Annotated in this window: 20 protein-coding genes and 3 pseudogenes; 10 read left to right on the forward strand and 13 right to left on the reverse strand. The window is 56.2% G+C overall.

Annotated elements, in window-relative coordinates:
• The 5 genes from GBO37_RS17490 to GBO37_RS17510 form a co-directional block, all read right to left on the reverse strand.
• A partial coding sequence (locus tag GBO37_RS17490; protein WP_252930202.1) for a transposase occupies nt 1-190 on the reverse strand: 190 nt, incomplete at its 3' end.
• Between the two features lie 153 nt (nt 191-343).
• Nucleotides 344-634 (reverse strand): hypothetical protein, encoded by a 291-nt coding sequence (locus tag GBO37_RS17495; RefSeq protein WP_252930203.1) that lies wholly within the window; start codon nt 632-634, stop codon nt 344-346.
• 368 nt (nt 635-1,002) lie between these two features.
• Nucleotides 1,003-2,331, reverse strand: coding sequence for an MATE family efflux transporter (locus tag GBO37_RS17500; protein WP_252930204.1), 1,329 nt, complete (start codon nt 2,329-2,331; stop codon nt 1,003-1,005).
• Nucleotides 2,332-2,357: 26 nt separating this feature from the next.
• Nucleotides 2,358-3,656: an acetyl-CoA carboxylase biotin carboxylase subunit family protein gene (locus tag GBO37_RS17505; protein WP_252930205.1), complete on the reverse strand. Its 1,299-nt coding sequence runs from the start codon at nt 3,654-3,656 to the stop codon at nt 2,358-2,360.
• A 4-nt stretch (nt 3,657-3,660) separates the two neighbouring features.
• Nucleotides 3,661-4,677: an ATP-grasp domain-containing protein gene (locus GBO37_RS17510; RefSeq protein WP_252930207.1), complete on the reverse strand. Its 1,017-nt coding sequence runs from the start codon at nt 4,675-4,677 to the stop codon at nt 3,661-3,663.
• A gap of 43 nt (nt 4,678-4,720) precedes the next feature.
• On the opposite strand from GBO37_RS17510, the gene istA reads away from it, so the two are divergent.
• Together istA and istB are read left to right on the forward strand one after the other, a co-directional pair.
• A complete protein-coding gene (gene istA, locus GBO37_RS17515; protein ID WP_252930209.1) occupies nt 4,721-6,166 on the forward strand; it encodes an IS21 family transposase in 1,446 nt (481 codons plus the stop codon).
• Nucleotides 6,163-6,927, forward strand: a complete 765-nt coding sequence (gene istB / locus GBO37_RS17520) for an IS21-like element helper ATPase IstB (RefSeq protein ID WP_252930210.1) — start codon at nt 6,163-6,165, stop codon at nt 6,925-6,927. The genes istA and istB overlap by 4 nt, the downstream gene beginning before the upstream one ends.
• 52 nt (nt 6,928-6,979) lie before the next feature.
• Here the strand turns inward: istB and GBO37_RS17525 are convergent, their stop codons facing one another.
• The 5 genes from GBO37_RS17525 to GBO37_RS17545 all read right to left on the reverse strand — a co-directional run bounded on the left by GBO37_RS17525 (nt 6,980) and on the right by GBO37_RS17545 (nt 16,782).
• Complete coding sequence (locus GBO37_RS17525; RefSeq protein WP_252930212.1) at nt 6,980-7,798, reverse strand: DNA/RNA non-specific endonuclease; 819 nt, start codon at nt 7,796-7,798, stop codon at nt 6,980-6,982.
• On the reverse strand, nt 7,783-10,821 hold the full coding sequence (locus GBO37_RS17530; RefSeq protein ID WP_252930213.1) for a hypothetical protein: 3,039 nt from the start codon (nt 10,819-10,821) through the stop codon (nt 7,783-7,785). The genes GBO37_RS17525 and GBO37_RS17530 overlap by 16 nt, the downstream gene beginning before the upstream one ends.
• A gap of 8 nt (nt 10,822-10,829) precedes the next feature.
• Complete coding sequence (locus GBO37_RS17535; protein WP_252930215.1) at nt 10,830-12,650, reverse strand: serine protease; 1,821 nt, start codon at nt 12,648-12,650, stop codon at nt 10,830-10,832.
• Nucleotides 12,640-15,459 (reverse strand): S8 family serine peptidase, encoded by a 2,820-nt coding sequence (locus GBO37_RS17540; RefSeq protein ID WP_252930216.1) that lies wholly within the window; start codon nt 15,457-15,459, stop codon nt 12,640-12,642. The genes GBO37_RS17535 and GBO37_RS17540 overlap by 11 nt, the downstream gene beginning before the upstream one ends.
• Nucleotides 15,460-15,643: 184 nt before the next feature.
• A protein-coding gene (locus GBO37_RS17545; RefSeq protein WP_371927624.1) for an IS3 family transposase occupies nt 15,644-16,782 on the reverse strand; the annotation gives its coding sequence in 2 pieces (ribosomal slippage) (nt 15,644-16,530 and nt 16,530-16,782; 1,140 coding nt in all).
• A gap of 199 nt (nt 16,783-16,981) precedes the next feature.
• Here GBO37_RS17545 and GBO37_RS17550 point away from each other — a divergent pair.
• Genes GBO37_RS17550 through GBO37_RS17570 form a run of 5 tightly spaced genes read left to right on the forward strand, consistent with a single transcriptional unit; the run spans nt 16,982 to nt 20,206 of the window.
• Nucleotides 16,982-17,326 carry a hypothetical protein gene (locus tag GBO37_RS17550; RefSeq protein ID WP_252930217.1) on the forward strand — a complete coding sequence of 115 codons (345 nt, stop codon included), beginning with the start codon at nt 16,982-16,984 and terminating at the stop codon, nt 17,324-17,326.
• Nucleotides 17,323-17,697, forward strand: coding sequence for a helix-turn-helix domain-containing protein (locus GBO37_RS17555; protein ID WP_252930218.1), 375 nt, complete (start codon nt 17,323-17,325; stop codon nt 17,695-17,697). The genes GBO37_RS17550 and GBO37_RS17555 overlap by 4 nt, the downstream gene beginning before the upstream one ends.
• A 3-nt stretch (nt 17,698-17,700) precedes the next feature.
• Nucleotides 17,701-18,717 carry an ImmA/IrrE family metallo-endopeptidase gene (locus GBO37_RS17560; RefSeq protein ID WP_252930220.1) on the forward strand — a complete coding sequence of 339 codons (1,017 nt, stop codon included), beginning with the start codon at nt 17,701-17,703 and terminating at the stop codon, nt 18,715-18,717.
• Nucleotides 18,718-19,401 carry a C1 family peptidase gene (locus tag GBO37_RS17565; RefSeq protein WP_252930222.1) on the forward strand — a complete coding sequence of 228 codons (684 nt, stop codon included), beginning with the start codon at nt 18,718-18,720 and terminating at the stop codon, nt 19,399-19,401. It abuts the gene before it with no gap.
• Nucleotides 19,373-20,206, forward strand: a complete 834-nt coding sequence (locus GBO37_RS17570; RefSeq protein WP_252930223.1) for a hypothetical protein — start codon at nt 19,373-19,375, stop codon at nt 20,204-20,206. Before GBO37_RS17565 ends, GBO37_RS17570 begins: the two co-directional genes overlap by 29 nt.
• Here the strand turns inward: GBO37_RS17570 and GBO37_RS17575 are convergent.
• Entirely contained in the window at nt 20,140-20,826 is a 687-nt protein-coding gene (locus GBO37_RS17575; RefSeq protein ID WP_252930224.1) for a uracil-DNA glycosylase, read from the reverse strand. The two genes, GBO37_RS17570 and GBO37_RS17575, sit on opposite strands and share 67 nt — an antisense overlap.
• A gap of 5 nt (nt 20,827-20,831) precedes the next feature.
• Entirely contained in the window at nt 20,832-21,998 is a 1,167-nt protein-coding gene (locus tag GBO37_RS17580) for a nucleoside triphosphate pyrophosphohydrolase family protein (RefSeq protein ID WP_252930226.1), read from the reverse strand.
• A 204-nt stretch (nt 21,999-22,202) separates the two neighbouring features.
• On the opposite strand from GBO37_RS17580, the pseudogene GBO37_RS17585 reads away from it, so the two are divergent.
• From GBO37_RS17585 to GBO37_RS17595, 3 genes and pseudogenes are all read left to right on the forward strand, one after another.
• A pseudogene (locus tag GBO37_RS17585) lies at nt 22,203-23,175 on the forward strand (IS3 family transposase); the annotation flags it as partial.
• A gap of 194 nt (nt 23,176-23,369) precedes the next feature.
• Nucleotides 23,370-24,413 (forward strand): IS110 family transposase, encoded by a 1,044-nt coding sequence (locus GBO37_RS17590; RefSeq protein WP_252930228.1) that lies wholly within the window; start codon nt 23,370-23,372, stop codon nt 24,411-24,413.
• Between the two features lie 16 nt (nt 24,414-24,429).
• Nucleotides 24,430-24,633, forward strand: a pseudogene (locus GBO37_RS17595) (IS3 family transposase); the annotation flags it as partial.
• Between the two features lie 20 nt (nt 24,634-24,653).
• Here the strand turns inward: GBO37_RS17595 and GBO37_RS17600 are convergent.
• A pseudogene (locus tag GBO37_RS17600) lies at nt 24,654-24,893 on the reverse strand (IS481 family transposase); the annotation flags it as partial.
• Nucleotides 24,894-25,504: the final 611 nt, after the last annotated feature.

Below are 25,504 nucleotides of genomic sequence, written 5' to 3' on the forward strand. Positions count from 1 at the left end.
TCAGCCGACGGATCTCGACATCCTTATCGGTCTCGCCTGTGGCCGCCTTCGCGAACTTGCGCTTCCACGCATAGAGCGAATGCAGGCTGACCCCGAGCCGCTCCCAAACCTCCTTGATCGGGTAGCCCCGCTCCGTGATCTGTGCGACCGCGTCACGCTTGAACTCGTCTGTGAAATTGCCTGTGCCCATCACGGCCTCCTTGCCTCAAGGTTAGCGAAGAAGGTGTCCAGGAAACATGAGGCTATTCATGCTGCCGTTGGATGACTGCCTCTATGCTCAGCAGCCATCGATCCCCAGTCCGATGCGCTCGTCGTTGCATCGGTGGCTGCAGCGTCCCGGCCTTTACCGGCTGCCTGACGTGGTGGGCCGCAAGCCAGCGAGCGTTACCCCATAGGCTTTTTCCATAATGAGATCGCCGAGGTGCGGGCCGCTGAGGGCGAGCTGTTTTTGTTCGAAGATATTGAGCACACGAGCAAGTTTGCCGTGACCCAGCTTGTCGACAAGGCAGACAGAAAGACAGCTCGGGCAATTCTGCAGCACATGCTTGAGACGGTGCCCTATCAGGTCCACACCATTATCACGGACAACGGCATTCAGTTCGCTGAGCAGCCCCGGAACCGGAACATCATCCATTCTAAGGCTCATGCGCTTTGACATGACCTATGAAGCCAACGGTATCGAGCATCACCTCACGAAACCAAACCACCCTGGGGTTGCGAGTACCAGAAAACAGTCCGGGGGATGTTTTCCCAAGTAACGGCCAGGTCGAACGAATGAACCGCACGACCAAGGACGCAACGGTAAAGCGCTTCCATTACGACAACCACGACCAGCTCCGCACCCACCTCTCTGACTTCATGGCCGCTTAAAATTTCGCCCGCCGGATTAAGACCCTCGGAGGGTTCACACCCTTCGAATACATCTGCGATATCTGGAAATCCGAGCCAGACAGATCATCCTTAAGCCAATCCACCAGATGCCAGGACTAGACATCTAGCAAATTAGAGCGCGATGGCGGTAAAAGAATTGATACGTCGCAACTCCCGGTTAAACAACACGAAGGCAAGTCCAGAGCTAAATAATAATCCTATGAGTACTCCCCACCACAGGCCTGAAACTCCAAAATCAAAATAGCTCGAAAGAATGACAGCAGACGGCACTCCAACTGCCCAGTGACCCAGTGCATTAGCCAGTGCTGGAATGGCCGTATTACCTAGTCCCCTAAAACATCCTGCTAAAAAAATGTTGAACCAATCAAACATTTGAAATGCTGCAGCAACAAACAAAACGCTCAAAAGAACTTCTAAAACGACCGGATCATCTGTCCAGAAACTACCAATAGCCTCCCTGAAAACTATTATGAGCACAGTTATTGAGACTGCGCCCCAAAAGGCCAAACGTTCCAATGCCTTGTACCTAACCAGAATATCTGGAAAATCACGCCTTCCGAATGCGTAACCTATCCAAATTGTCGATAACACTCCCAAAGTAGATGGAAGAACAAACACTGCGGTAACAAACGATGTAGCAATATGGTGCGCCGCTAAACTGGCAGTTCCCATGAATGTCGCAAGGTAAGCATAAAGTGAAAAAACTCCCACCTCTAGCACTCCCATCATTCCAAACGGAACTCCCACACGCAAAATATCAATAAAAGCAGAGCTACTCAACTTTCTCTTTCCAACATCTTTCATTGATCGGTGAACCAATACCAAGGTGGAACCAGCCATGATTATCCTGATGACGAGAAGTGCGATCGCAGAATAATAAAGCTTAGATTCAGCTGGTAGGCCTATGTAATTAGAAAAGATGAAAGAATAAACGAAAATCAATAGAACGCATCCAAGACATATAATTAGCGAAACCGACCGCCCCTTACCCATGATTTGCAGTATTTGCCTTCCAACCGTTTGGAGGCCAATGGCAAAATATCCGAAGAAGGTCAGATAGCCATATTTTATTAACATTTCAAAACTTAAACCAGTAGGAGTAAAACGTACAGCCATATATGATAAAGCCGCAACTGATAATATTAGAAAAACTGAGCTTAGGAAAAGCGAGATACCGCATGCGGTTAAGAAGTATGTAGGTATATCTGACTCTCTGCCGCTCCCAATAAAAGAAGCGGTCCAGTACTCAATGCCACCCACCACCCCAACTATAAAGACCACTGCGACAGAGAATATTATCATAACTATGCCTGCCGCGGCTATGTAATCCGTTCCCAGTCTAGCTAAAAAAATACCGGATATAGTGGACATTACTGTAGCGCTGCCTAGACTTAAAAAAATAGGGGCGCCTAAGTTTGACAAAGCCTTGTAGCTAGGCATGTAGAGATCAACTTTATAATTATTCATTATGACAGGATCCCGACCTGCAGTAATGTGGGGTCGACGTCTAGTAAACCCACTTCATGAACGATCTTATTTATCCTGGACCTTGCCACTTCGATTGTCGGCCCTTCACAAGCCAAGTTTCCCCAAGGAAAATCAGTTTTCTCTATCGATGATAGTGATGTGCTAAATTGATTTAATACCACATACTCTTTATTTAATGCCACATTTAACTTAGCAACTTTCTCGTTGTCCAGGAGCCACCGGTTATGGGCACTCGGGAGTATCATATACCCTGCTAGTGTCCTAGAGGCTTCTTTGGCATGGGCGGGCTTCACACCTAAGGCGATTTCGACAGCAGCCCTCAATAAATCATAATCCCATATTCTTTTGATCCAGTCACGAAAATAGAATCCAGCCATACGCGCATTAACGTCAATAACAGATATCTTTCCATCGGGAGATCGTATCATTTCTATATTAAACACCCCTGAGTGGAGACCTAATGATTGGCATGTAGTGACTGCCGCCTCTACAAGTTCACTTTCGAACCTGCTCGCCGGCATCTCTGCGTAGGTCTCTGCTTGAGAGGGAGGCCTTGTCTTTCCATTTTCTGTGACGAAGCTAGAAACTACCTCTCCTGCCCAAGAAACAATATCGACGTCATGCTCTGTCCCTAGAACATACTCTGTGAGAAGCACACGACTGCCAAAGCCTAGCCCGATTCCCAACTTCCCATCCTCATCCTCCATAGCAAGAAGTTGACTAAGTGTCAGTTGGGCATCTTCGAAGCTGTCAACACGTTGAACTCCGGCTGCACCACTGCCGTGTTCAAGTTTTAGCATTGCTGGGAACTGTATTACCTTAAGGCCCTCATTAAGTTCCTCAACTGAATTACACGCAATACTGGGGCAATCTAAGCTCATGCCGATTTTTACACTGCTCTGGCGTAGGCACTCTTGCGTGAGCAATTTGCTCTTTGCAGTCAAAGAGGCTTTGTATCCATTGGATACTTTATTGGATCGCTCGGCTAAAAGCGCAGTTAGTGGCCCGCAGTCCTCCCAGAAGGTTACGAAACCATCCGGTGAGATACCGCGTTTATTTAACTCAGCTTCGATGATCATAGCAAGGCGTTGATCATCAGAGTGCTTCGCTAAACCTTCTATTAATATCAGATCATCGCAAACGCCATTCGGAACCTCATCGCGCGAGTCAGTGCATAAAACAAGCTCTATCTGCCACGCTCTAATATCGTGATAAAGGTGGTGTTTTGCGGCGCTGCCTAGTCCTACGACACAAAGTGTCGATCCTTGCAAATTCATCAAATTAAACCTCCTCAGTAACAATCTTAATAGTGGCCTCAACCATATCAGCGGCCTTCAAAGCTTCCTCTCTATCTTTACCGTAGGTTATAAAATATCCAATATCCCCGCTATTGTTCTCTGGCTTGCTTATGATGTCCCCTACAGCTAACGGACGAATATTCCACCATTTGAAATCATAGAATCCAGGAATGTCACTCAATCTTTCGAATCCACTTATTTCGACAACCCTGCCCGGTGTGGGAAACAAGGACCTATTTACCATCCCTCCAAGCTGGCTGGGTTTAAGCAAAGAGAAGTCGATTTCATCTCCTACAGCTTGCTGAATCGTGGCTTTTAGAATATTGGTTCCATTTGCGAGAGGAACCATCTCCGTACCAAAGCGAGGACCACCTAGGCGAGGCGCAATTTCTAAAACCATTGCACCTCTTTTTTTGTCAAATATAATGTCTGACTTTACAACTCCGAAGTTTATATTTAACGCTTTGGCAGCGCTGGCAGTAAGCTCAACGATTTCTTTTTGCTGTTCAGCGTCAAGTATGGATGGCATTATATCACCCACCTCAACGAAGTTCGGAAAGTATTCTGTATATTTGAAAATTCTATCTGAAATTGCTGTGCAGTGGTACTCACCGTTAATCATAAGCCCCTCAACACTATGCTCTGTTCCGGAGATAAACTCATTTATCACGATGCGCTTGTCTGGACCTGAGAAACTCGCTGTATATAAAAATGCTGCAGGTAGATGTTCTTCGTGATCAACCTTTATCACCCCGCGACATGAAGCTCGATCAACCGGCTTCAAAACAATTGGATAACAAATATCACTCACCGCGGATTTAATTTCCTTAAGGCTCGTTCCAATTCCAAATTTTGGCGCTGATATTCCCGCCCGTTGAAGGATTGAGAACGGCGGTGCAAAAATCGGCCACGGTAGCGGCGGGATGATCCTGCTGCGGGCGGCGTAAAAGTCGTCCACCTTTACCCTTTCTGGCGACAGGGAGGGCGGGAGGATTTTCACCGTGGACTTGTATCGTAGAGTGCGATTGGCCTGTGCCGAGGGGATGAGCCAGCGCGAGGCAGCGCGTCATTTCAACATCTCGCGCGACAGCGTAGCCAAGATGATGGCGTTCTCGGTTCCGCCCGGATATCGGCGGACGGCCCCCGTGAAGCGGCCGAAGCTGGATGCCTACACTGGGATCATCGACGGCTGGCTGGAGGGCGATCGGGAAGTCCATCGCAAGCAGAGGCATACGGCAAAGCGGGTGTTCGAGCGGCTTCGCGATGAGCACGGGTTCACCGGCGGCTACACGATCGTGAAGGACTACATGCGGGAGCGCGAACGGCGCGGTCGCGAGATGTTCGTGCCGCTGGCACACCCGCCCGGACATGCCCAGGCCGACTTCGGCGAGGCGGTGGCCATCATCGACGGTGTCGAGCAGAAGGCGCATTTCTTTGTCATGGACCTGCCGCACAGCGATGCCTGTTATGTCAGGGCCTATCCAGCGGCGACCGCGGAAGCTTGGGTTGACGGTCACGTCCAGGCCTTCGCATTCTTCGGCAAGGTGCCCGCATCGGTCCTCTACGACAACGACCGCTGCCTGGTTGCGAAGATCCTGCCGGACGGGGCGCGCCAGCGAGCCACGCTCTTCAACGGGTTCCTGTCGCATTACCTGTTCCGCGACCGCTACGGCCGCCCGGGCAAGGGGAACGACAAAGGCAACGCTGAGGGCTTGGTTGGCTACTCCCGCCGCAACTTCATGGTGCCGATCCCGCGGTTTGCGACCTGGGACGCGTTCAACGCCCATCTGGAGGCGCAATGCCGCAGGCGTCAGGGGGATGTCCTGCGCGGCCAGTCCGAGACAATCGGCCAGCGCCTTGGGCGGGATCTGGCTGCGATGTCCGACCAGCCGGCCGCGCCGTTCGAAGCCTGCGATCAGGCCACTGGCCGGGTCAGCTCGCAAGCGCTGGTGCGCTACAAGACCAACGATTATTCGGTGCCGGTTGCTTACGGCCACCGCGATGTCTGGATCAGGGGCTATGTCGCCGAGGTCGTGATCGGCTGCGGTGGCGAGATCATCGCACGTCATCCCCGCTGCTACGACCGCGAGGACATGGTCTTCGATCCGGTGCACTATCTTCCGCTCATCGAGCGCAAGATCAACGCCCTGGACCAGGCGGCGCCCCTGGCCGAGTGGGATCTACCACCAGAGTTCGCGACCCTACGCCGACTAATGGAGGCGCGGATGAACAAAACCGGACGCCGCGAGTATGTTCAGGTTTTACGCCTGCTCGAGACCTTCTGCTTCGACGACCTGCACGCCGCCGTGAAAAAGGCGCTGCAACTGGGTGCCGTCGGCTTCGATGCCGTCAAGCACCTTGTGCTCTGTCAGGTCGAAAGGCGTCCGCCGAAGCTGGACCTTGATGTCTACCCCTACCTGCCGCGCGCCAACGTCGCGACCACGTCCGTGGCGAGCTACATGTCCCTGCTGTCGGGAGATGCAGCATGACCGAGGCCCCGAGGATCCTGCTCACCCACCATCTGAAAACGCTGAAGCTGCCGACATTCCTGCGGGAGTATGAGAAGGTTGCGCGCCAATGCGCCGCTGAAGGGCTGGACCATGTCCAGTTCCTGTCGCGCCTGGTCGAACTGGAACTGATCGACCGCGAGCGGCGGATGGTCGAGCGACGCATCAAGGCCGCGAAGTTCCCGACGACCAAGAGCCTCGACAGCTTCGACTTCAAGGCGATCCCCAAGCTCAACAAGATGCAGGTGCTGGAATTGGCCCGCTGTGAATGGATCCTACGGCGCGAGAACGTCATCGCCCTCGGGCCGAGCGGCACGGGCAAGACCCATGTTGCCCTCGGACTGGGGCTGGCCGCCTGTCAGAAGGGCATGCCGGTCAGCTTCACCACCGCCGCGACGTTGGTCAACGAGCTGATGGAGGCCCGCGACGAACGCCGCCTGCTCCGCCTGCAAAAGCAGCTGGCTGGCGTCAAGTTGCTCATCATCGATGAACTAGGCTTCGTGCCGCTGTCCAAGACCGGCGCCGAGCTCTTGTTCGAGCTCATCTCGCAGCGCTATGAGCGCGGTTCCACGATGATCACCAGCAACCTGCCATTCGACGAATGGACCGAAACCTTCGGCACCGAACGCCTGACCGGCGCATTGCTCGATCGACTGACCCACCACGTCAATATCCTCGAGATGAACGGCGACAGTTATCGGCTCGGACAAAGCCGTGCCCGAAAGGCCGACGCAACCACCTGATCACACCCTGCGAGATTGGCCCTGCGGGCCAAAGCGCCATGGCACGCGCCAGCTATTTGGGGAGCGCGCGCGCCATGGCGCTTGGCGCCTCGCCACTGGCCTGGTTTTGCGCCGCCGCGTGGCCGGTTTTTACGCCGCCGTTGACAGGGCGGCCAGCTTCGCTGACGAAGGCGATCACCTTCCAGAACGCAGTTGGTATCTGAACGTGCCGGTAGAGGCGGTCGTCATCGCGGAGCACTGGCCCGGTGAAGACAGTGACCCGCTCCCGCCAACGGCGGGTATTCTTCAAAACATAATCTTCCAGGCTTAGCCATGTCCGCTGGTTGAATGCGCCCATCTGCGGGGCGCAGTTCGTGAAGTGGAAGGTATCGTCGTTCGCGATTTCCGCGTCTGGTCCCCAGTTCGGATCTTCCCGTCGAACGAGATGACCTCGGTCTAGAAGGTTGTCGGCATACAGTTCTTCACCGACCTGCGCATCAATCGGGATGCGTCCGTCGAGAAACCACTTATCACTACCGCGCTCAATGGAACGCGAAGTGCTGCCATCAATGTTAACGGCGACGAACATCGCGATTTTTCTGGACCGCGACATCACGACAGAAAAATTGGTGTAGTCGAGGCGGCCTCCATCCGAGCCTTCAACCTCCAGAACGTCATTGGCCTGATTACCCGCGGGAATGGGAAGGGGAACAACGAGATCACCGAGAAAGTCTGAATCATAGCCTTTACGGTCTATGAGCGTTTCGGCACGGGTGATCCGCGGCTTTTTAAGGCTCGTCTCCAGGACGGCCTCTGTGCTGGAGTTGGCGGTCGCCTCCACCAGTAAATGCATATCACTGAGACGCGGACGATAATTCAGATCGGCACCCATGTGATCCTCTCCTTGTTAGTTGTTCCTATTCGCCGCCGAAGCTGCCGGTCGTAGGCGTTCCAAATCCTGCCCAGTTCGGCGCCCCGCGCACCGGCGCCCGATATTGCGGATACAACCCTGTCCAGCTCGCCGAAGCGATCCGCGCATTCAATAAACGTGGCCAGCCAGCGCTGCCGGTCTCGCTGCAACGCGTCTTGGAGGGGCCTCCCGCGCAATTCGTAAGGCCAAAATGGATGTAGTTGGTCCAGCTCTTCCGCGATCTCGACCGCGCGCCAAGGGACCCCATCCAAGACCGCTCGTATGGCAGGATGGAATTCGGTCGTCATCCCACGCAACGCTGGCGGCACTTGTCCGGAAAGAAAAGTGATCCCCACTTCACTGTCTTCGGACCGGAAACTGCGAATATCGGCAAGAGTGACCGGCCGTGCGGCTCGGATGCTTTCGAAAAAACTGCCGACTTGGTTGGGCCACTCGCCGGTTGAAAACGGGTCCCGCAGCGCTTCCGGAGAGAGGTAAGCGAGAAGGTCGAGCTTGAGATGAACGCGCGAGCGACCCCGTAGCAGCTCTCGACCCGACACCTGCAGGAGGCGAAGCTCGTCCACTGAGCGGAGCCGTCCGGCTGTAAGCAGCTCTGTAGAGGGAAGCCAGTCAGGGTATGGCCTGCCAACCAAACCAAGCAGCGTCGCGACCGCGGCTGCCCCACTAAACTTCCTGCCGCGGACCACAGGGATGTTCCAGCGTCTGGTCTCGAGCGACTGCAGCGCGGTACCTAGGCGATTTGCAAAGTCGGATTCGGGAAGCGAAATCATCGTCACGCGCCAGAGCGGCAGCTGCGTCAGGTCAGCGGGTGGATTTCTCGGCCTAATCCCCTCCGTCAGAAGCAGTCGGAACTCTTGGAAAGCTGGATGGAATGCGTCCCGAATCCAACCGAACTCAGCCTGCGCCAACTGGATTTCGATCAGCGGTGTCAGGCTCTCATCTAGTGCCGCCTCTGCACGCGGCATTCGCGAAGCGTCAGAGGGTTGGTAAGCGACTGAGGCCGCGCCTTCGTTCGACGCGGTACCTCTGATCGCGCGCTGCCTGAGGCGATCGGCGTCGTATCGGTCTCGTAGATCGTTATCGAGCGTGTCGGCCTCCTCCTTTGTCAGGCTGCGGCCCAACCGCATTTGGAGATGAGCGCGAGCACCGACGGGGAGGTCTTCTACATCTTGACCGATGCGACGGATGAATGCCGCCTCGTCTTCTTCCCGAGGCCGCGCTTCGCCTCCAGACATGTAGAAATGATATAGGCTTTCGTCCTGCTGCTCACGATGGTCCAACCACATGTCGCGGCGATCGGCGTAATATCGGTGCGCTCGTTCGTGGATCTCCCGCACTTTTTCGGATTGGCTATGGGCCATCGCTTTGAGCATGAGTCCCCTAAGGTCGCGGCGATGTCTCACGGCACGCTGTCCTGGTAACGGCTCGACGAGCCAAACCTGCTCTGCGAGAGCGTCAAAAAGTTCGGATGCGCGCATGGAATCAATGTCGCCAAAGCCGCACGGCTCGGCCAGCACGGATTGGATAAGATCGGGAGTAATCCGCCGGAGCGCTAGCCCGGGATGGGCGAGGTCCTTCACGGCGGGATCATCAGACCTGATGCGCTTTAGAATGCGGTCATACAGAAAGACTTGAGCGAATTCCGTGCCGAACCTGTTGCCTTCACCCACGAGAAGTTCGCAAGCTGCCTCCGCTCCCTCGTTCTTGCAGTATCGCGCAAGGATTTTGAGCAGCAGGGGATTGCCGCCAAACCGTTCTGACAACTCGTGTATAGGAAAATTGTTGGTTGCCGCCCCGAGATGCTTCAAATTGTCGGCAAGAAAATCGGCTGCCTCACCCCGGCCAAGGTCATCAATCGGAATACGTATAGACGCTGCGAAACGGGAGGGGAGTTCAAGATTTTCGGGTATTGCGCGACCACTCAGGATAGGGCGAAGGTTCCTTACTCCGCCCTCCTCACAAAGGGCCGCAACCCAGAGAAGGACTCGTTCGAGTTCAAGTGGGTCCCGGAGGATAATCTCCTCGAACGTGTCGAGAATGAGAACAACGGATGCTTCGATAGGTAGGTGTTCTCTCAAAGCATTTCGCCACATGGACCAAGCCTCACTCGACCCACTTGCGCTTGCCTCGAAGCTCATTTCTCGCAGATTGGATTCAAGGCCCAGATCCCGAGCGGAATTCCTGTACTCGCTCAGCGCGCCTGCCAAGTCGGGCCGCCATCGCGCGAGCTGACGACTGAATTCGGCAGACAGGTCGAGTGGATCTGCGGACGCCAGACTGGCCGTGTCAAAGTCCAGCCAGATAATCTGCACGTTGGGGTTGCGTCGCTCTCGCCGCACGAGCTCGGCAAGTAAAGCAGATTTCCCCGCGCCTCCTATGCCGCTCACCACAGCCGTTGGTATTGCTGAAGGCCCAAGGGCTTCCTCTTGGGCCGGCGACTGGACGAAACGCTGCAGTTTGGAAAGGGCGCTGCGCCTGCCTATGAATCGGCGCGGTAGCAGAAACTTAATCGACTCATCGAAATCCCGCTGCGCCAAAGCTGTCTCAACTTCTTGGGGCCCATCGATCCCCGCGCGGACATCTCTTGCAAATTCGATGGCCGTGTGGAGCGCGTCCAACTCTTCAGGTCGAACTGCACCGGGTGACACAGAATCTCCTCGCAGCATCGCCACTAGGAATCTGCCCAACCGATCGTCGGGCGCGGTGCGTGCCTGACCTGCCATCTGCTCGAGCTCCCCACGGTTTGAAAGGTCTCGTAGCAACTCCCGCCTCGCATCGGCTTGAAGCTGCCAAATCGGCCCCCGGCCGGGCAGTTCCTTGGACATGGCTCCGATCGTGCCCAGAAGCAGTCGCTGAGCCTCCGGGTCGTTGACTTCGTCGATGAGCTCAAGTGGGTTGAAAGAGCCCATAAGGGCGGCTCGGTCGACCGCTTGCTGCAAGGACGCGTATAGCCTTTCCGGCACCTCAGGGAGGTACTGTTCCAACCTCGGAATCATGGCCCATCTCCCACAATCAGCTCTGCTGCGCGTCTTGCTGCCAGTTGCGCCATGTTCTGGACTGGCGGACCCGGCGCGACTGTCGCGTCGTTGATGATTGATCTTGCCGCTTGCCCAATTGCTCCAGGCAACACCTCACCTCCCGCGTGGACAACGCGTCGGCTAAGATACTCCACAATCTCCTCGAAGTCCAAAGGTCGGGTTAGCTCGCTCGCTACGATTTCGGGCGGCGCGGCCGGGACGGCGCCAGACAAGCCGATCAAGCAGATACGCAGGAAAGGCAGCAGAACAATGTCGTGATAAAGCCTCTCGAGCAAAATACGTGCGGATGTTTCAGGCACGAAGTGCTTCTCAAGATCGTCGATGATGAGCCACAGGATACGGGAACCCGCTTCGGCACGGAGCTTGTCGACAAGAGCGGGAGCCAACTTGTCCTTTATCCAGGCAGAGTAGGCGGTATCACTGTCTTCCGGCTTCGGCAGGACAAACGCGGCTTTGGATACGCCTGCATTCGTTAGGATCAAAGCGGCAAGTGCGGAGGCTTCTGCCGGAAGTTCGGACGCCGAAAGGGTGACAATCTTGTGCTCAGCGCCCCCGAGCATTTTGTTCATAATCTCGATGCTGAATGTTTTTCCGGATTTCTCTGCGCCACGAACGACAAGGATGCGCTTATCACCAGTAATCGCGAGCAATACCTGCCGCTGGAATTCCTCGCGACCAATCACAGACTGACCCGAGACTGTGCATAGGATCGGATCGAAACCGACGACAGACATAAACGCGTCGTCATTGGCTGCGGCAATGCACGCCGTGGGTATCGCGCCATTGACGATCGCAGTACCGTCCTGAGCGGAAATCCCGCATTGATGGAGAGCGATAGGCTTATGCTGATCGTCGAGGATTAGACCGCCCGAGGAGCCAACCATTGCGTTCGCATTGTGCTGAAGCCTTGTGCGGCAGGTACCTGGCCACAGCTTGATGCCCTGCCCGGGCGCATACTTCAGAGGGTGCCCTCCTGGGTGCTGCAGCACGAAGACATAGTTCGTCTCGCTGGCTTCCACTTTTGGAAACCGATCCCTCTCCAGCCGGTAATAGCCACGGGTTCCTCCAACGGTTCTTGCCAGCCGGAGTGCCGCGTAATCGAGGTGAGCGTCGAACCCCGCCGGGTCCGCCTGATCAAAATCCAAAATGGAAGCGCCTGGCCGCTCCGACGGATGAACCTTACTGAAACTGATCAGCCAATCTTCGGCAAGACCGGTCGATGTGCGACTGGTTGCCCCCGCAAAATGATCAAACGTTACTTCGACCTGTCGAAATACGTCCGGCAACGGCTGGCCTGCGGCGTCGATGAGTTCCATCACCAAGTGGCCGGCCGTCAGCACTGCCTGAGGGCCGACGAGAAAGCCGGTTCCCATTTTGATGTCCCCAGTCCCTGTCGTGACTGTGATCTGGCAGAGGCGACGTACTGCCATGGCAAGTTCCTTATTGAGTGAATAGGCATCCGGAAGGCCCATACCGGGATTGACGATGGCCTGCAGCATCACCCGTGCCGCCTCCGACCCCGGATCCTCAGCGCCGTCAACCACCGCCGCTAGCCGGCCAAGAAATATCTCCAGCCATCCCCGGTCCCGCGCTACCTTCAACGCTTTTTCGAAGAGAAGTTCGCCGGGCCCCTTGATGATCTTGAGAACCATGAAGCTGTCGGACAGTGATCCGCCGCCGTGAGCCGCGCGTACCTCTTCATAGGCTTCGGCGAATGCCGGCTCGGAGATGCGGATGCCTCCCGCGATGCTGCGCAGCTCGGCGTCAGTGCCCATTGGGCCTGCTCCAGTTCAGGGGACTCTGGCCCAGGAACGTCTGCATGCCCGCCAGGGCGCCGAGTGAATGCGCGAAATTGGCCTTCAGCCACTGACCCCCGAAATGCAGCCCGATCACGTCTAGCGGCGCGTCAAAGCCGACGATGCAGGATCCAGAATTGCCGCCGAGAGTGCTGGCATCATGGTCGAACGTCCACCCCCTCGGATCCTTCGCGGAGCCCACGGATTCATTCACTTCACCCGGCGCGACATATTTGACGCCGTAATTGTTGCCGAACAGCTCCCCAAGTTTCTCCACGACGTCGAGATTGAAGGATCCGTTGGTTGTGGGGAGCGACGAGGGTCTGGCCGGATAGCCGATGACGATCAGCTCCTTCCGCCTGTCGGCGGCGGTGACTGCCTTTGTCATCTGAAGCGGCGCTGGAAGCGGTTCTCCACCCTCGCTGGTCGGTTCAACTTCGAGCAGCGCGACATCGAGATCGGTGAAGTTGATCAGATCGTCATTGATATGGGTGGGTCCGGCCGAGATAATTGATTTCACTCGGTAACGCGTTGACGAGGTGGACGAATTCGGCCGGTCCCCGACGTCGAACGTCACGTCGTCGCTGGTCATCACCCACTCACGGGCGCTATTGCGGGATGGAAGCGGAGCCGCAAAAGCCTGCACAACGTGCCGGTTCGTCATCACCACACCGTCGCCTGCTACAAAGCCGGTTCCCACATGGCCACCGTCGGCATCGATCCGCCCGACGGATCGGATTCGCGCGGGAAGACTTCCATCCTGACTGATAAGGAACAGTTTGTCGCGCCACGCGCCCGCTCTCGGATCATGGAAGTCAATCGCTCCGTTGCAGACAGGAATGACCGGCCGGCCAGTGAGTGAAACCAGAGCCTCGAGACCCACCAGCGCGCGCACAGTCATCAGCGGCGTCCCCGCAGCTATCCTAGACAGCGCCTCGTCCGCGCCCCGCAGCGTCTCATCGATCGCGCCTTGGGAAAGCGCCATTGCGTGCAACTGAGCTTCAACGGCGTCGAGCTGCTGCCGCACCCCCCCTGTCGCTAGATAATCCCGCGCCTGCTCGACCGACTGGACTCCGGTAGCCTCGAGCGCTGTACCATTTCGCTTGAGGGCCTGCTGCAAGCGCCGGACCGGCACTTCGCCCAAAGGCTGTGCGAGCGGGCGCTCTACACTCGTACCGCTTCGCAGCTCGCCAAACCGGCGCAGCCGCGCATCGCTCGAGCGCCGCGACGCTGAGGACAGTTGCGGCGACGGCCGAGTATTCTGAGATTTCGCTTCCGACGTGAGTGTCGCTGCGGAGCCGTCGCGTTTTGCTTGGGCAAGGCCTATGGCACCCAGCTCGGCACCATAGCGGTGAAGTGGAAATTCCGGATCCAGTGCTGCCGGCCTGACTTCTTCGTTAAGGAAGCTCCAGATCGAAGACTCGGTTCCGGCAGTGACGTCGGGCTCGGCGAGGGCGATTTCGGAAAGCGGCAGGGCCGTAAGCGCGTCAGCATCAACAATGCCTGCTCCAAATTGGTCGGAATCCCAATTCGGGGGCTGCCGGGCAGTCTGCTGAAGGGCGGCCTTAAACAAGCGCTGAACGCTAACTGCGCGTGCCCGCGACTCCGTAATCACCGCATCCCGGCCATGATGCTCCAGCCAAAGGGCGGCCACCCCCGCCACTAAGGCCACCGCGAATGAGGTGCCTTGGCCGCCAGAAACTTCGGAGGTCGGATCGGTAGAGCGAGCGCGCAGGGCGCGCCAGACGAATTCCGCTGGAGCTGAAATGTCGACTGCGGACCCACGACAGCTCCCCTTCCACGGCCGATCGTCGATGTTTGTGCCCGCTACCGCAATAACTTCTTCGTAGCGCGCCGGCCAAACCACCGAACTAACGCAGTTCCCAGCAGCGGCCAAGATGATGATATCGTGTTCGATCGCAGAGCGGATCGATGCATGCATAGCCCGGCTAGGAATGCCGCCCAGGCTCATCGAAACGATATGGCATCCGGCCGCCATTGCATGTGCAACCGCGCGCGCGACGGGCGCGGCATTGAACACCCTGACGTCCTCGATGCACCGGATCGGAACAACACAAGCGTGCGGGGCCGCTCCGACAATTGCACCATGCTCCCGGGAGGCGACCACACTAGCCGTGCTAGTGCCGTGGCCTGGATTGGCAGTATGCTCGTGCAATGGATCGGTGGGATCTGGTTTGCCGCCGATGAAGTCAAAACCTTTCTCGACCAGAAGCACACCCGCTTCCAGATCGTCGTGGACGGCCACTCCGGTGTCCGGCTGTCCAACGAGGATCCCGCAGCCTCGGCTTCTACGCCACGCTTCAGGTGCTCGAATGGTCTTAAGGCTCCAGCGGCGGTCGGAAGGCGCCTCCCCGGAAACCCAGCATAGCGGGCCAAGTAATTCGGCCGATTCTACCGTCGGATACCGCCCGCCCGGCTCAGGATCCGAAAAATATTCTGAACCAAGATCGGGTTCGGCACTTACCAGATCAGCAAGATCGACCAATGCATAGGCAATACCAAAAAGATCTCGTTGCGGAAGAGTCCGCTCTACTCCTAGAATTCGGAGGAGTAGGAAGTGAGAAAGCTGGCCGTCTGGCGACAGTCTCTCAACTTTTGCAACCCCTCTTCCCAGCAGCAAATCGAACTGCGCCTGTTCCAGCAACGGATCAGGCTGGCTTCGATACTCTAGTGCAAATCGAAGCTCGTCGGGGGGAAGTCCCGTTTCGCATACAAGTTGACGTTTGCCGATCCGATGTAAGTCACGCAACAAATCTAGGTAGTTCACCGCCACTTCCCCCCTAGTGCTGGCGGATCAACATGGCACCATCAGTCCGTCTGAGGAAGATCAATCATACGGTTCGCAGTTTCTAACCTGCCCCCTGTTGGTCCCTCGGTCATAAGGAGAGTCTGTCGGTTTGTGCGCTGCTCCCCAACCTTGGACCGCCGGATGCTGGAGTTTTCCGGCTTGGTCATGGCGACGGGCTGGCTGCGCCGCCGGGATAATGCAGGGCGATCGGGACGTTATATCCGATCGCACTATGGGGTCGGTCCTCGTTGTAGTGCCTACGCCAAGTCTCCAGTTTTTCCTGCGCGTCTGCAAGGCTCATGAACCAGTGTGCGTTCAGGCATTCAGACCTGAGTTTGCTGTTGAACGCCTCAATGAAGCCATTGTCGGTGGGCTTGCCAGGGCGTGAGAAGTCCAGGGTGATATCGTTGGCGTAGGCCCACAGGTCGAGGTCGCGCGGAATGAACTCGCTGCCATTGTCTACCCGGATTGTCCTGGGATAGCCGACTTGGGCACAGACCCGTTCCAGTGTCCGGACCACATCCTCGCCGCGGTAGGTGAAGCGCGGGTCAGCTGCTGGACAGAAACGGGAATGCGTGTCGACGATCGTCAGGATCCGCAGCTTGTTGCCCAAGGCCAATTGGTCATGAACAAAGTCCATGGCCCAGACATCATTCGGCGCGACAGACTCCTGGCGATCGTCTCGCAGCTTGGCCTTCACCCGCCGTTTCGGGTTCTTGATCCTGAGCTGCATACCTAATTCATTGTAAATTCTACGAGTCTTCTTGATGTTCACCTGCCAGCTCTCCCGTCGCAGCAAGACGTGGACACGCCGATATCCATAGCGCACCCGCGTTTCGCAGATCTCCCTGATCCGTCTCTCGACGGCTGCCTGGTCCGTGCGCCGGGACTTGTAGTGGAACGTGGAGGTGTCAAACCGCAGGGCCCCACAAGCCCTGCTTATCGACGCGCCCCAATCGATGCACATCCCGCGAACTAGTTCGCGCATCCGGCCAGGGTGAGCCAGCTGCCGCCACCGGTTCAAGCCAGCTGGTGAACGAGCTTTCGCCGGATGACGTCCTGCAGCATTTCCCGATCCAAAGTCAGGTCCGCGACGATCTTTTTCAGGCGGCCGTTCTCGTCCTCCAGCGCTCTCAGCCGACGCATCTCGTCCGGCAGCAGGCCGCCATACCGCTTCTTCCAGTTGAAGTAGGTCGCCTGGCTGATACCCGCCTTGCGGCAGACCTCGGCCACCGGCGTGCCTTCCTCGCCTTGCTTCAGGATGAACGCCTTCTGCGCTTCCGTGAACTTCGATGCCTTCATCGTTCTCCGCTCCTCTCCCAGCTAGGGAAGGTTAGCCGAAAACTCCAGCTTCAAACGGTCCAGTTCTCAGGGGGCAGAGCAGGCATCTAGGCGCGTCTGTCGATGCAGATGCTTCAAGCTGTCGGCAGCACACGAAAAAGCTTGAATGTTGGATATTCCGACGTTACGCTCTGCATAAGATGGATTTTCGGACTCTCCCATGGATGAAGTATCGGTTACCAAAGTAAAGGTCAAAACCAGTGTTTTTCCCCGCAAGGCTTTACAGGCCATATTGCGGGACGAATTGATGGGAGTGGCGGAAGCAGAAGCCGATATGAACGGTTTTACTCTTCCCAAAGATCCAGGCGTCGCTGCGATTGCGCCGGTACCAATGGATTCGCTCGTAGTGGTGGAGATCTTATGCTCCGTAGAAGATTTACTCGGGTTTCAACCGAAGGACGCCACGGTGCGCACTGGGGGATATAATTCTGTCCAGGATGCGCTTGATCACATAATGCCGCGGCTCGAAAAGCAATGGCAGAAAAAGCATGGGGAAACTACATGAGTGTTGCAAAGCGGGTAGATGACAATGATCAGAAAGAACGTCGTGTTCTAGGGGAACGGCTACGCGAAGCGAGACGGTATCTTGGCCTGAAGCAAGAGGAGGTGGTACAGTATCTTAATATTCAAAGAAGCGCGTTATCTGAGATTGAAGCCGGAAACCGGCGTGTCGAAGCCCTCGAACTGAATCGCCTGGCCAAGTTGTACCGCCAGCCGGTTTCGTATTTTATGGGAGAAGATGACGCGGATACGAATTTACCAGTGGATGTAGCACACCTTGCACGACGTGCTGCTGATCTGTCTCGTAAGGACCGTGACGAGTTGGGCCGGTTTACCGAGTACCTTCGCTCGCGCGCGGCCGCTGTCGAGGAATAGGCTATGGCCTCGAATTATGCTCAGGCTGTGCGCAAGGGTACGCTGTCAGCTGGTCGGCTGCTGCGAGAGCTCGGCGTCAAAGAACAGATTGAACAGTCAGGCGGTGCCATCAATATTTTTGCGGCAATTTCGGCGCTGGATGTGCCCTTGTTGTTCCGACCTCTGGACGGTTTGCTTGGCGCGTTTTTAAACTTCCCCACGCGGGGCATTCTGGTGACTACGCAGCGTCCTTTGAGCATCCAGCGGTTCACAGCGGCGCATGAGTTAGGTCACTGTATGCTGGATCATAAGCCAAGTCTTGATGATGAAAACATCTTGCGTCGCATGGTGGTGAATGAGCAACCAACACAAGATCTCCAAGAGGTCGAGGCGGATGGGTTCGCGACTGCATTTCTGCTACCAAAGTGGCTTATCGCCAACCACATGAAACGCCACGGTATTACTATTCCGCATCTGCGGCGACCGAACGTCATCTACCAGCTCAGCCTGAGGCTGGGCGTGAGCTACGAAGCATTCTGTTGGACCTTGGTACGGTACCGCATGATCGAGGGCAAACAAGCCCGAGAGCTCCTTCTGACACCGCGGCGCGCAGTGAAAGAAGCGTTGTTGGAAGGGCACCGCCCGACAAACTACCGGGGTGATGTTTGGCTTCTAACAGAGCGCGACGCGGGCTCGCGCATCGATGGTAGTCGGAACGATCTTTTTATCTTGAAGCTGACTGAACATAGCAATGGCGGTTACCTTTGGAACATCGATGAGCTGCGCGACAGCGGCTTTGCGGTTGTTCGAGACGAGGTCGCCGAGGTGGAAACCGAGAGCATTGGTGATCCTGGTGTTCGCCGTGTTACCGCACAACCGCCGCAGGACTATCGGGGGCGCTTAGTTCTAGATGAGGTTCGGCCGTGGGATAGTGATCAAGTACTGACACGGCTTGAACTTGATTTCGATTTCACCGGTCCTGAAGAAGAAGGGCTGTCCCGTATTGAGCGTCGTGAGCGGCTGATGTTGGAGGCCGTCTGAGTGTCGATTTTGGTGACTATAGATTTGCGCGGACAGTTTGGACCGGTTCGTGATCAAGGGGCGCGACCTACCTGTTTGGCGTTTGCCACAAGTGACGCGCATGCGGGCCTGCGTCAGGGCTGGGACCCATTATCCTGCGAGTACGTATTCTATCATGCGCAAAAGCGAGCAGGACAAACGCCAACGAAAGGTGCTTTTTTAAACGATATGCTTGCGACATTAGAAACTGAGGGACAGCCTAAGGAACAGGAATGGCCTTATCTTCCAGCGTTACCAAGTGACCTTTCGCAATACCATCCGCCGACAGCCGTAGGCGCGTTATATGGACGAGAAGCTGAGCAGCCACGGCAGGACTTGGACCTGATCCGAGGAGCGTTGAATCAACAGAGGCCGGCAATTGTGCTGTCAACGCTCACGCGTCGCTTCTTTCAGCCACCGAACGACGGCGTGGTAATGCATGATGATCAAGATCGAGTCTTTCCAGCGCCACGCCACGCCATTGTTGCGGTGGGCTACGGCGAATTTGGAGGCCAAAAGGTCATCCTCATCCGCAATAGTTGGGGACCAAGTTGGGGTATGGCGGGCCATATTTGGCTTACAGAAGATTATCTGCGTCGGCATATGTATGGTTTGGCGCTTTTAAAGGAGGCGTGCGATGTCCCCGATCGTACTGTCGCAGCCTAGCTGCATTGAAACGTGGCGAGAGGCGGTTCGTGCCGTTGATAACGCTTTAGGTCACGAAGCGCATAATGTGGTTCTGACGATAGAGGACCCAACGGCGGGGGCACAGCTCGGCGACAAACGGGTGGCGCTGGTGGACCGTTTCTTGCGTCTCCATGACAAATCCGTGCAGACGATCTCAAATACAATTTTTCCACAGGGTTTGTATCAACGCCATGGAGCGCCAGAGTTCTTCGAGGCTTTCCAAAAGAGAGTGTTACCGACAGTTCGTAAGAAAGAGCGTTGGTCTGGCTACTACTTCGAGCGAATGAGCCATTGGCCAGGAGCGCCATACGACAATCCATTGTGGGATATCGTTACGCGGATGCGTACGGTAACAGCGAACAACAAGTATGAGCTTGCGCTATTTGATCCCTCCCGAGATATCGACAATTCCCCTTATGGGGGGCAGTGCCTCAGCTTTCTGAGCTTTAAACGTTTGCCTGGGGCGCGCAAGAAAGTAGCACTGACAGCACTTTATCGAAATCACTACTATGTCGAAAAACTGCTGGGAAACTTGATCGGCTTGGGCCAGTTAATGGCGTTCGTAGCGAAGGAAACCGACCAGGAGGTCGGTCCGTTGACGATCATTTCGTCACACGCGACGATTGATCTGCCGAATACTTGCGCCGGGGGCCGCACGACACGTAAGAACATGCAGGCCTTACTTGATGAGTATGACGCCTTGCCGCTGCCGTATGATCAAGCAAATTCCGCAAATGGCAGTGCTGGTTCACGCACTGCGGGAGTGGCTGGCACTAAATCGTAGATGTCCTGAATGCCTGCTATGAAATCGGCCTGACCGCCGTAGCTAGGATGACGGACAACGGATACGTCAATCTGGAGATCAGCCAACGCAAGACCAGCGTCTTGACCGATGGCCACTAGTTTGCGAGGCTTAAGCAGCTTCAACAACGCCAGCATGAAGGGCCAAGTCGCTAGACGCTCCGATTTTTTATGACAACGGTTGGTCATGGCATTGCCCGGTGCATGAGGATGGAGCGGGAACACATTCCAAAGCATGACAGGTTTACCAATAGAATTGAGTTGCCCCCACGTTACAGTTGCAGTCCTTTCGGCTACAGGCGGCCCAATTGTTGAGCGAGATAGATGCGCGCCCGCAAAAAGACTTGAAGCGTCTTGCAGGTGTGCTTCATCAGTAAGCGGGATCCCAGTGCGACGCCCGCCACGGTAGCCGAGGTCGCGGGCGACCCAAATTGTGTCTGCACCGCCGTTTAGACAAGCCTCTAGGCATCGCCATAAGTTGGTGCGTCGTAGCTCGGCGGCATTTGCTGCATCGTGCACTGGGCAAATGTCGCGATATGGATTGAACGTGTTTTCGAGGGCGACTGCACTCAGCGCGTCCACAAAATCTGCTGCTGTCTTCATTTAAATCACTCTATGTCGAGGCGGCGGTTCACCATGTCTATGACAATGGTTCCACGTCGATGTTCGCGTAGGTAGCGGAAGGCAGCATAGCCTTGCAAGATGGCTCGTTCCCATAGCCAAGCCGGACATTCACTAACCTCATAACCCGAGACGAACTGACGGACTTGCTTCAACAAGTCGAATGGTAGCTCTCCAGGAACGCGTCCCTCAAAGAACTCCATGTTCATAGCTTGACCAAAGATCCACGTAGTAACGCCTTCTTCGATAAGCTTGGCGCGCGCACCATCCTGCGCTTCATCAATTGTAGGTTGGCTCTTTCGTTTAAGCCGGAACAAAGAACGCGTGACCGGAGACCACCCGAGGACAGCTACATAAGCGTAGTGGAAGACGTCATGGAAGCGATAGTCGTCTGGCGTCATTGCGTTGTCGGTGAGACGGTCGCCAATGTTGAGCCCATGGCAAGTCTGAAAGACATAGTTTTTTCCAGACACCGAGCGCTCAAAGATTTCGATCTTGATGTGCCGAGGCAATTGTTCTTCAAACGGCGCATCTTCGTCGAAGGGACACGGATAGTTCTTTTCGACAGGCCAACGATCGAGGGTTTTGTGCCGGTTCTTCACGGCGGCTGCTTCCAAACTCACGCCAGCCTCATTTGCTGATCGAATGAGGGTTTCTAAGATGGAGGCGAGGCTTGGTCCAAGGCCAGAAGGATCATGGCTGAGATCGTTTTTGGCATGTTTGTCCATCAACCGGCCAACAGCGGCCGCCAACTCGATAAGCGTGTTCTCAAAAGCTTCCGTTGGCGATTTCGGTGGGCCAATGATTGATGGTTGCAAGGCATCGAAGGTGAGAGCCTCTTCAGATGCTGATTCCCAGTCATCGCCGTCTTGGTGCAGGTTTGTGACGATATCAGCAAAGGTCACGCCACCTCTAATGGCGACAAGATTGAAGTACCACAGCACATCACCCAGTTCTTCCGTGACGGCCTCCGCATAGGCAAGGTAAGCAATCTTGTCTCTCTGTTTTTTTTTGACCTCTGCAAGGAGGCTGCCGACTTCCCCGAACAGCCCCAACAGTGGGAAATTCAACGAGCCATCGTCGCTACGTCTATCGGTCCTAATAGCTTCTCTGGAGAATTGCTGAACTGACAGCGGCACAAATTCGTCAGCCATAGTGATCCTCCCAACGTGTGTGCCGGCTTATTCCGACAACTACATCGCGTTGCCAACTATGGGTTGTAAATGTGATTGTGGCAATGAGACTACTCTGCCCCCTGGGAACTGGACCGTTTAAAACTGCAGTTTTCGACTAAACTTTTGAATAGCCTCATGTTTCCTGGACACCTTCTTCGCTAACCTTGAGGCAAGGAGGCCGTGATGGGCACAGGCAATTTCACAGACGAGTTCAAGCGTGACGCGGTCGCACAGATCACGGAGCGGGGCTACCCGATCAAGGAGGTTTGGGAGCGGCTCGGGGTCAGCCTGCATTCGCTCTATGCGTGGAAGCGCAAGTTCGCGAAGGCGGCCACAGGCGAGACCGATAAGGATGTCGAGATCCGTCGGCTGAAGCGCGAGCTGGCGCGCGCGTCGGAGGAGCGGGACATTCTAAAGAAGGGCGAGCCCTGTCCGCCATCGGTCCGAGGACAGTGGCGAGCGCGTATTTCGCCAGGGATGCAAGGTGAGATACGCGTTCGTGGCCGAGCATCGAGGGCAGTTTTCCGTCAGGGCCATGTGCCGGTGCCTGCGCATCCAACCGAGCGGGTTCTATGCCTGGCTTCAGGTGCCGCTGAGCAATCGGGCGATGGAAGACAAGCGCCAGACGAAGATGCTGCTCAATGCCTGGACCGACAGCGGCAAGGTCTACGGCTATCGCAAACTGCACGACGATCTTCTGGAGCAGGGAGAAAGTATCTGCGCGAACCGCGTGGCCAGACTGACATAGCTTGCAGGGATCAAGGCGCAGATCGGCTACAAGCGGCGTCCGGGCAGCTACGGAGGCAAGCCTTCGGTCGTAGTCGACAATACCCTCGACAGGCAGTTCGACGTCGAAGCACCGGATCGTGTCTGGGTGACGGACATCACCTACATCCGGACGCAGCAGGGCTTTGCCTATCTCGCGGTGGTCATCGACCTCTATTCTCGGCGTGTCATCGGATGGTCGATGCAAAGCCGCCAGACCACGGACGTCGTCTTGCAAGCCCTGCTCATGGCGGTCTGGCGACGCAAACCCAAGGCGAAGGTGCTGATCCACTCCGATCAGGGCAGCCAATTCACCAGCATGGATTGGGCCGCCTTCCTGCGCGCCCACAATCTTGAGCACTCCATGAGCCGCCGAGGAAACTGCCATGACTGTGAATGTGGTATTGCAGCTTGATGGCCTGACCCATGCTACGATTGACCCCGTGTCATTGTGTTGACGTGTCGACCATCAGGTTGCCCCGGCAGCGGGCGAGATGTGACTTCATAGGAGCCTGACGGTCCCGTACCTTCACAGTCCTGTCCTCTTCGATCGATGCCCGGGCTCATTTTGGCCAAGGGGAAGCCATGGATCAGATCATCGTTGGAGTAGATACACACAAGTCCAACCATATTGCTGTCGCGATCAACATGCAGGGCGCCCGCTTGGGTGTCATGTCTATTCCTACCACCCCTGGCGGGTATCATGGCCTCGAGGCATGGGCGACCGGGTTGGGGAGCGTCAAAGCCTTTGGCATCGAAGGCACGGGCTCCTATGGCGCTGGTCTGTCCCGGGATCTGCTGGCCAAGGGCCATACTGTGCTAGACGTCATGCGTCCAAATCGGCAGCTGCGCTACCTTCATGGCAAATCTGACAGCCTTGATGCCGAAGGTGCTGCGAGGTCCGTACTGAACGGTCAGGCCACCGCCTTGGCCAAAACCCAAGGCGGGACTTCAGAGATGATCCGGCATATCAAGATCGCGCGGGACAGTGCGGTAAAAGCCAAGTCACAGGCAATGATCACCTTAAAAACGTTGATTATAAACGCACCGGCCGAATTGCGCGCCAGCCTTGACCAGATCAAGGGACCGATCACTCTCGTTCGTCATATCGCAGCCCTCAGACCGGGCGAGATTACCTCCCCGACCACTTCAGCCAAAACCGCGATGCGTGCGATTGCGCGCCGCTGGCTTGTCTTGCACGAGGAAATTTTTGTCCACGAACAGGAGCTGGAGCGCATGGTCACAGACAAGGCGCCCGAACTGATGAAATCCCATGGCATCTCGACATTGACCGTTGCCGAAATGCTGATCCTGGTCGGCGACAATCCAGAGCGCATCCGATCCGAAGCTGCCCTTGCCAAACTTTGCGGCGTCTGCCCGATCCCGGCCTCGAGTGGCAAGACGAACCGAATGCGCCTGAACCGCGGCGGCAACAGGCAGGCCAATGCAGCGCTTTACCGTGTCGCTATCGTGCGCATGCGCGACGACCATGAAACCAAAATCTATACAGCCCGGCGAACGGCTGAGGGCAAGACGCGGCGCGAGATCGTGCGCTGCATCAAACGATACATCGTGCGGGAGATATACAATGCCCTGTGCAGACCAAAATCGCCGCCGATTGCCGCTTGACGAACATAGGAGCTTCAACGCGGTGGCCGAAAGCTTCTTCAACCTCCTCAAGCGGGAACGGATCAGACGGCGAACCTATCGGACCCGCGAAGAAGCCAGACAGGACGTGTTCAATTACATCGAGATGTTCTACAACCCGAAGCGCAAGCATGCGAGGAACGGGATGCTGTCACCAGTCGAGTTCGAACGGCAGCAGAAGATGACACACGAAGCTGTCTAAGAAACTCGGGGCTATTCACAAAGCGTGTGCCGACGAAAAGCAACGACCGTCGCCTCCTCGGCCTCGGTCAGGATCGTCGAGCGCAGCTCCTTTGTCCCGGTCTTGAGATCCTCGACCGTCTTGCGCTTGCGCCACTTCGTCACCGGCTTCTGGTTGATGCCCAACTCCCGGCTCAGCGTCGCGAGCGAAGCTTGCGATCGTTGAATCGTAGCTCTGACGGCATGCGTGGTCTTGGCGCTTTCATGGCGAACCTGGCCTATAATGCTTCCTTCCATTCCTCGGAAAGGATCGCACTGTCAAACCGCGGGATCAAATACCTAGCCCGGAAACTATAGGAACTCGGTCAAGAGGTCCGCAACATCCCGGCGCAGTTCGTTAAACCCAACGTGAAGTCGCATAAAACCGATATCATCGACGCTGAGGCTGCAACCAGACCCAGAATTTGCTTCGGCGTGATCAGGGAGGCGCACCAGATTGATCTGCAGATACTACACCGTTTCCGCAGCCGACTGGTGAAGGGACGGACCGGTCTTATCTGTCGGATGCGCTCATACTGTCTGGAGCACGGCGTCGCTCTCCGCCAAGGCGCCGGTGTGTTCAGACTTGATATTGACCGCACGATCGATGACCCGGAAGATAATCTGATGGAGCGGGCGCGCAGTGTCCTGTGGGAGCTACAGGGGGACCTTCTCTGCTTGAAAGAGCGAATTCTCAGCATCTCCACTGAAATCAAGAACATCGCGGACAGAAATGAGACTGTGCGTCGGCTAACTATGCTTCTTGGTGTCGGACCACTTGGCGAAACTGCCATCCTGGCGTCCAATGGGTAATCCGTCACGATTCAAGCAAGCGCGGAACGTGGCTGCATGGC

Source organism: Paracoccus sp. 08 (assembly GCF_024105395.1).
GTDB classification, from domain to species: domain Bacteria; phylum Pseudomonadota; class Alphaproteobacteria; order Rhodobacterales; family Rhodobacteraceae; genus Paracoccus; species Paracoccus marcusii.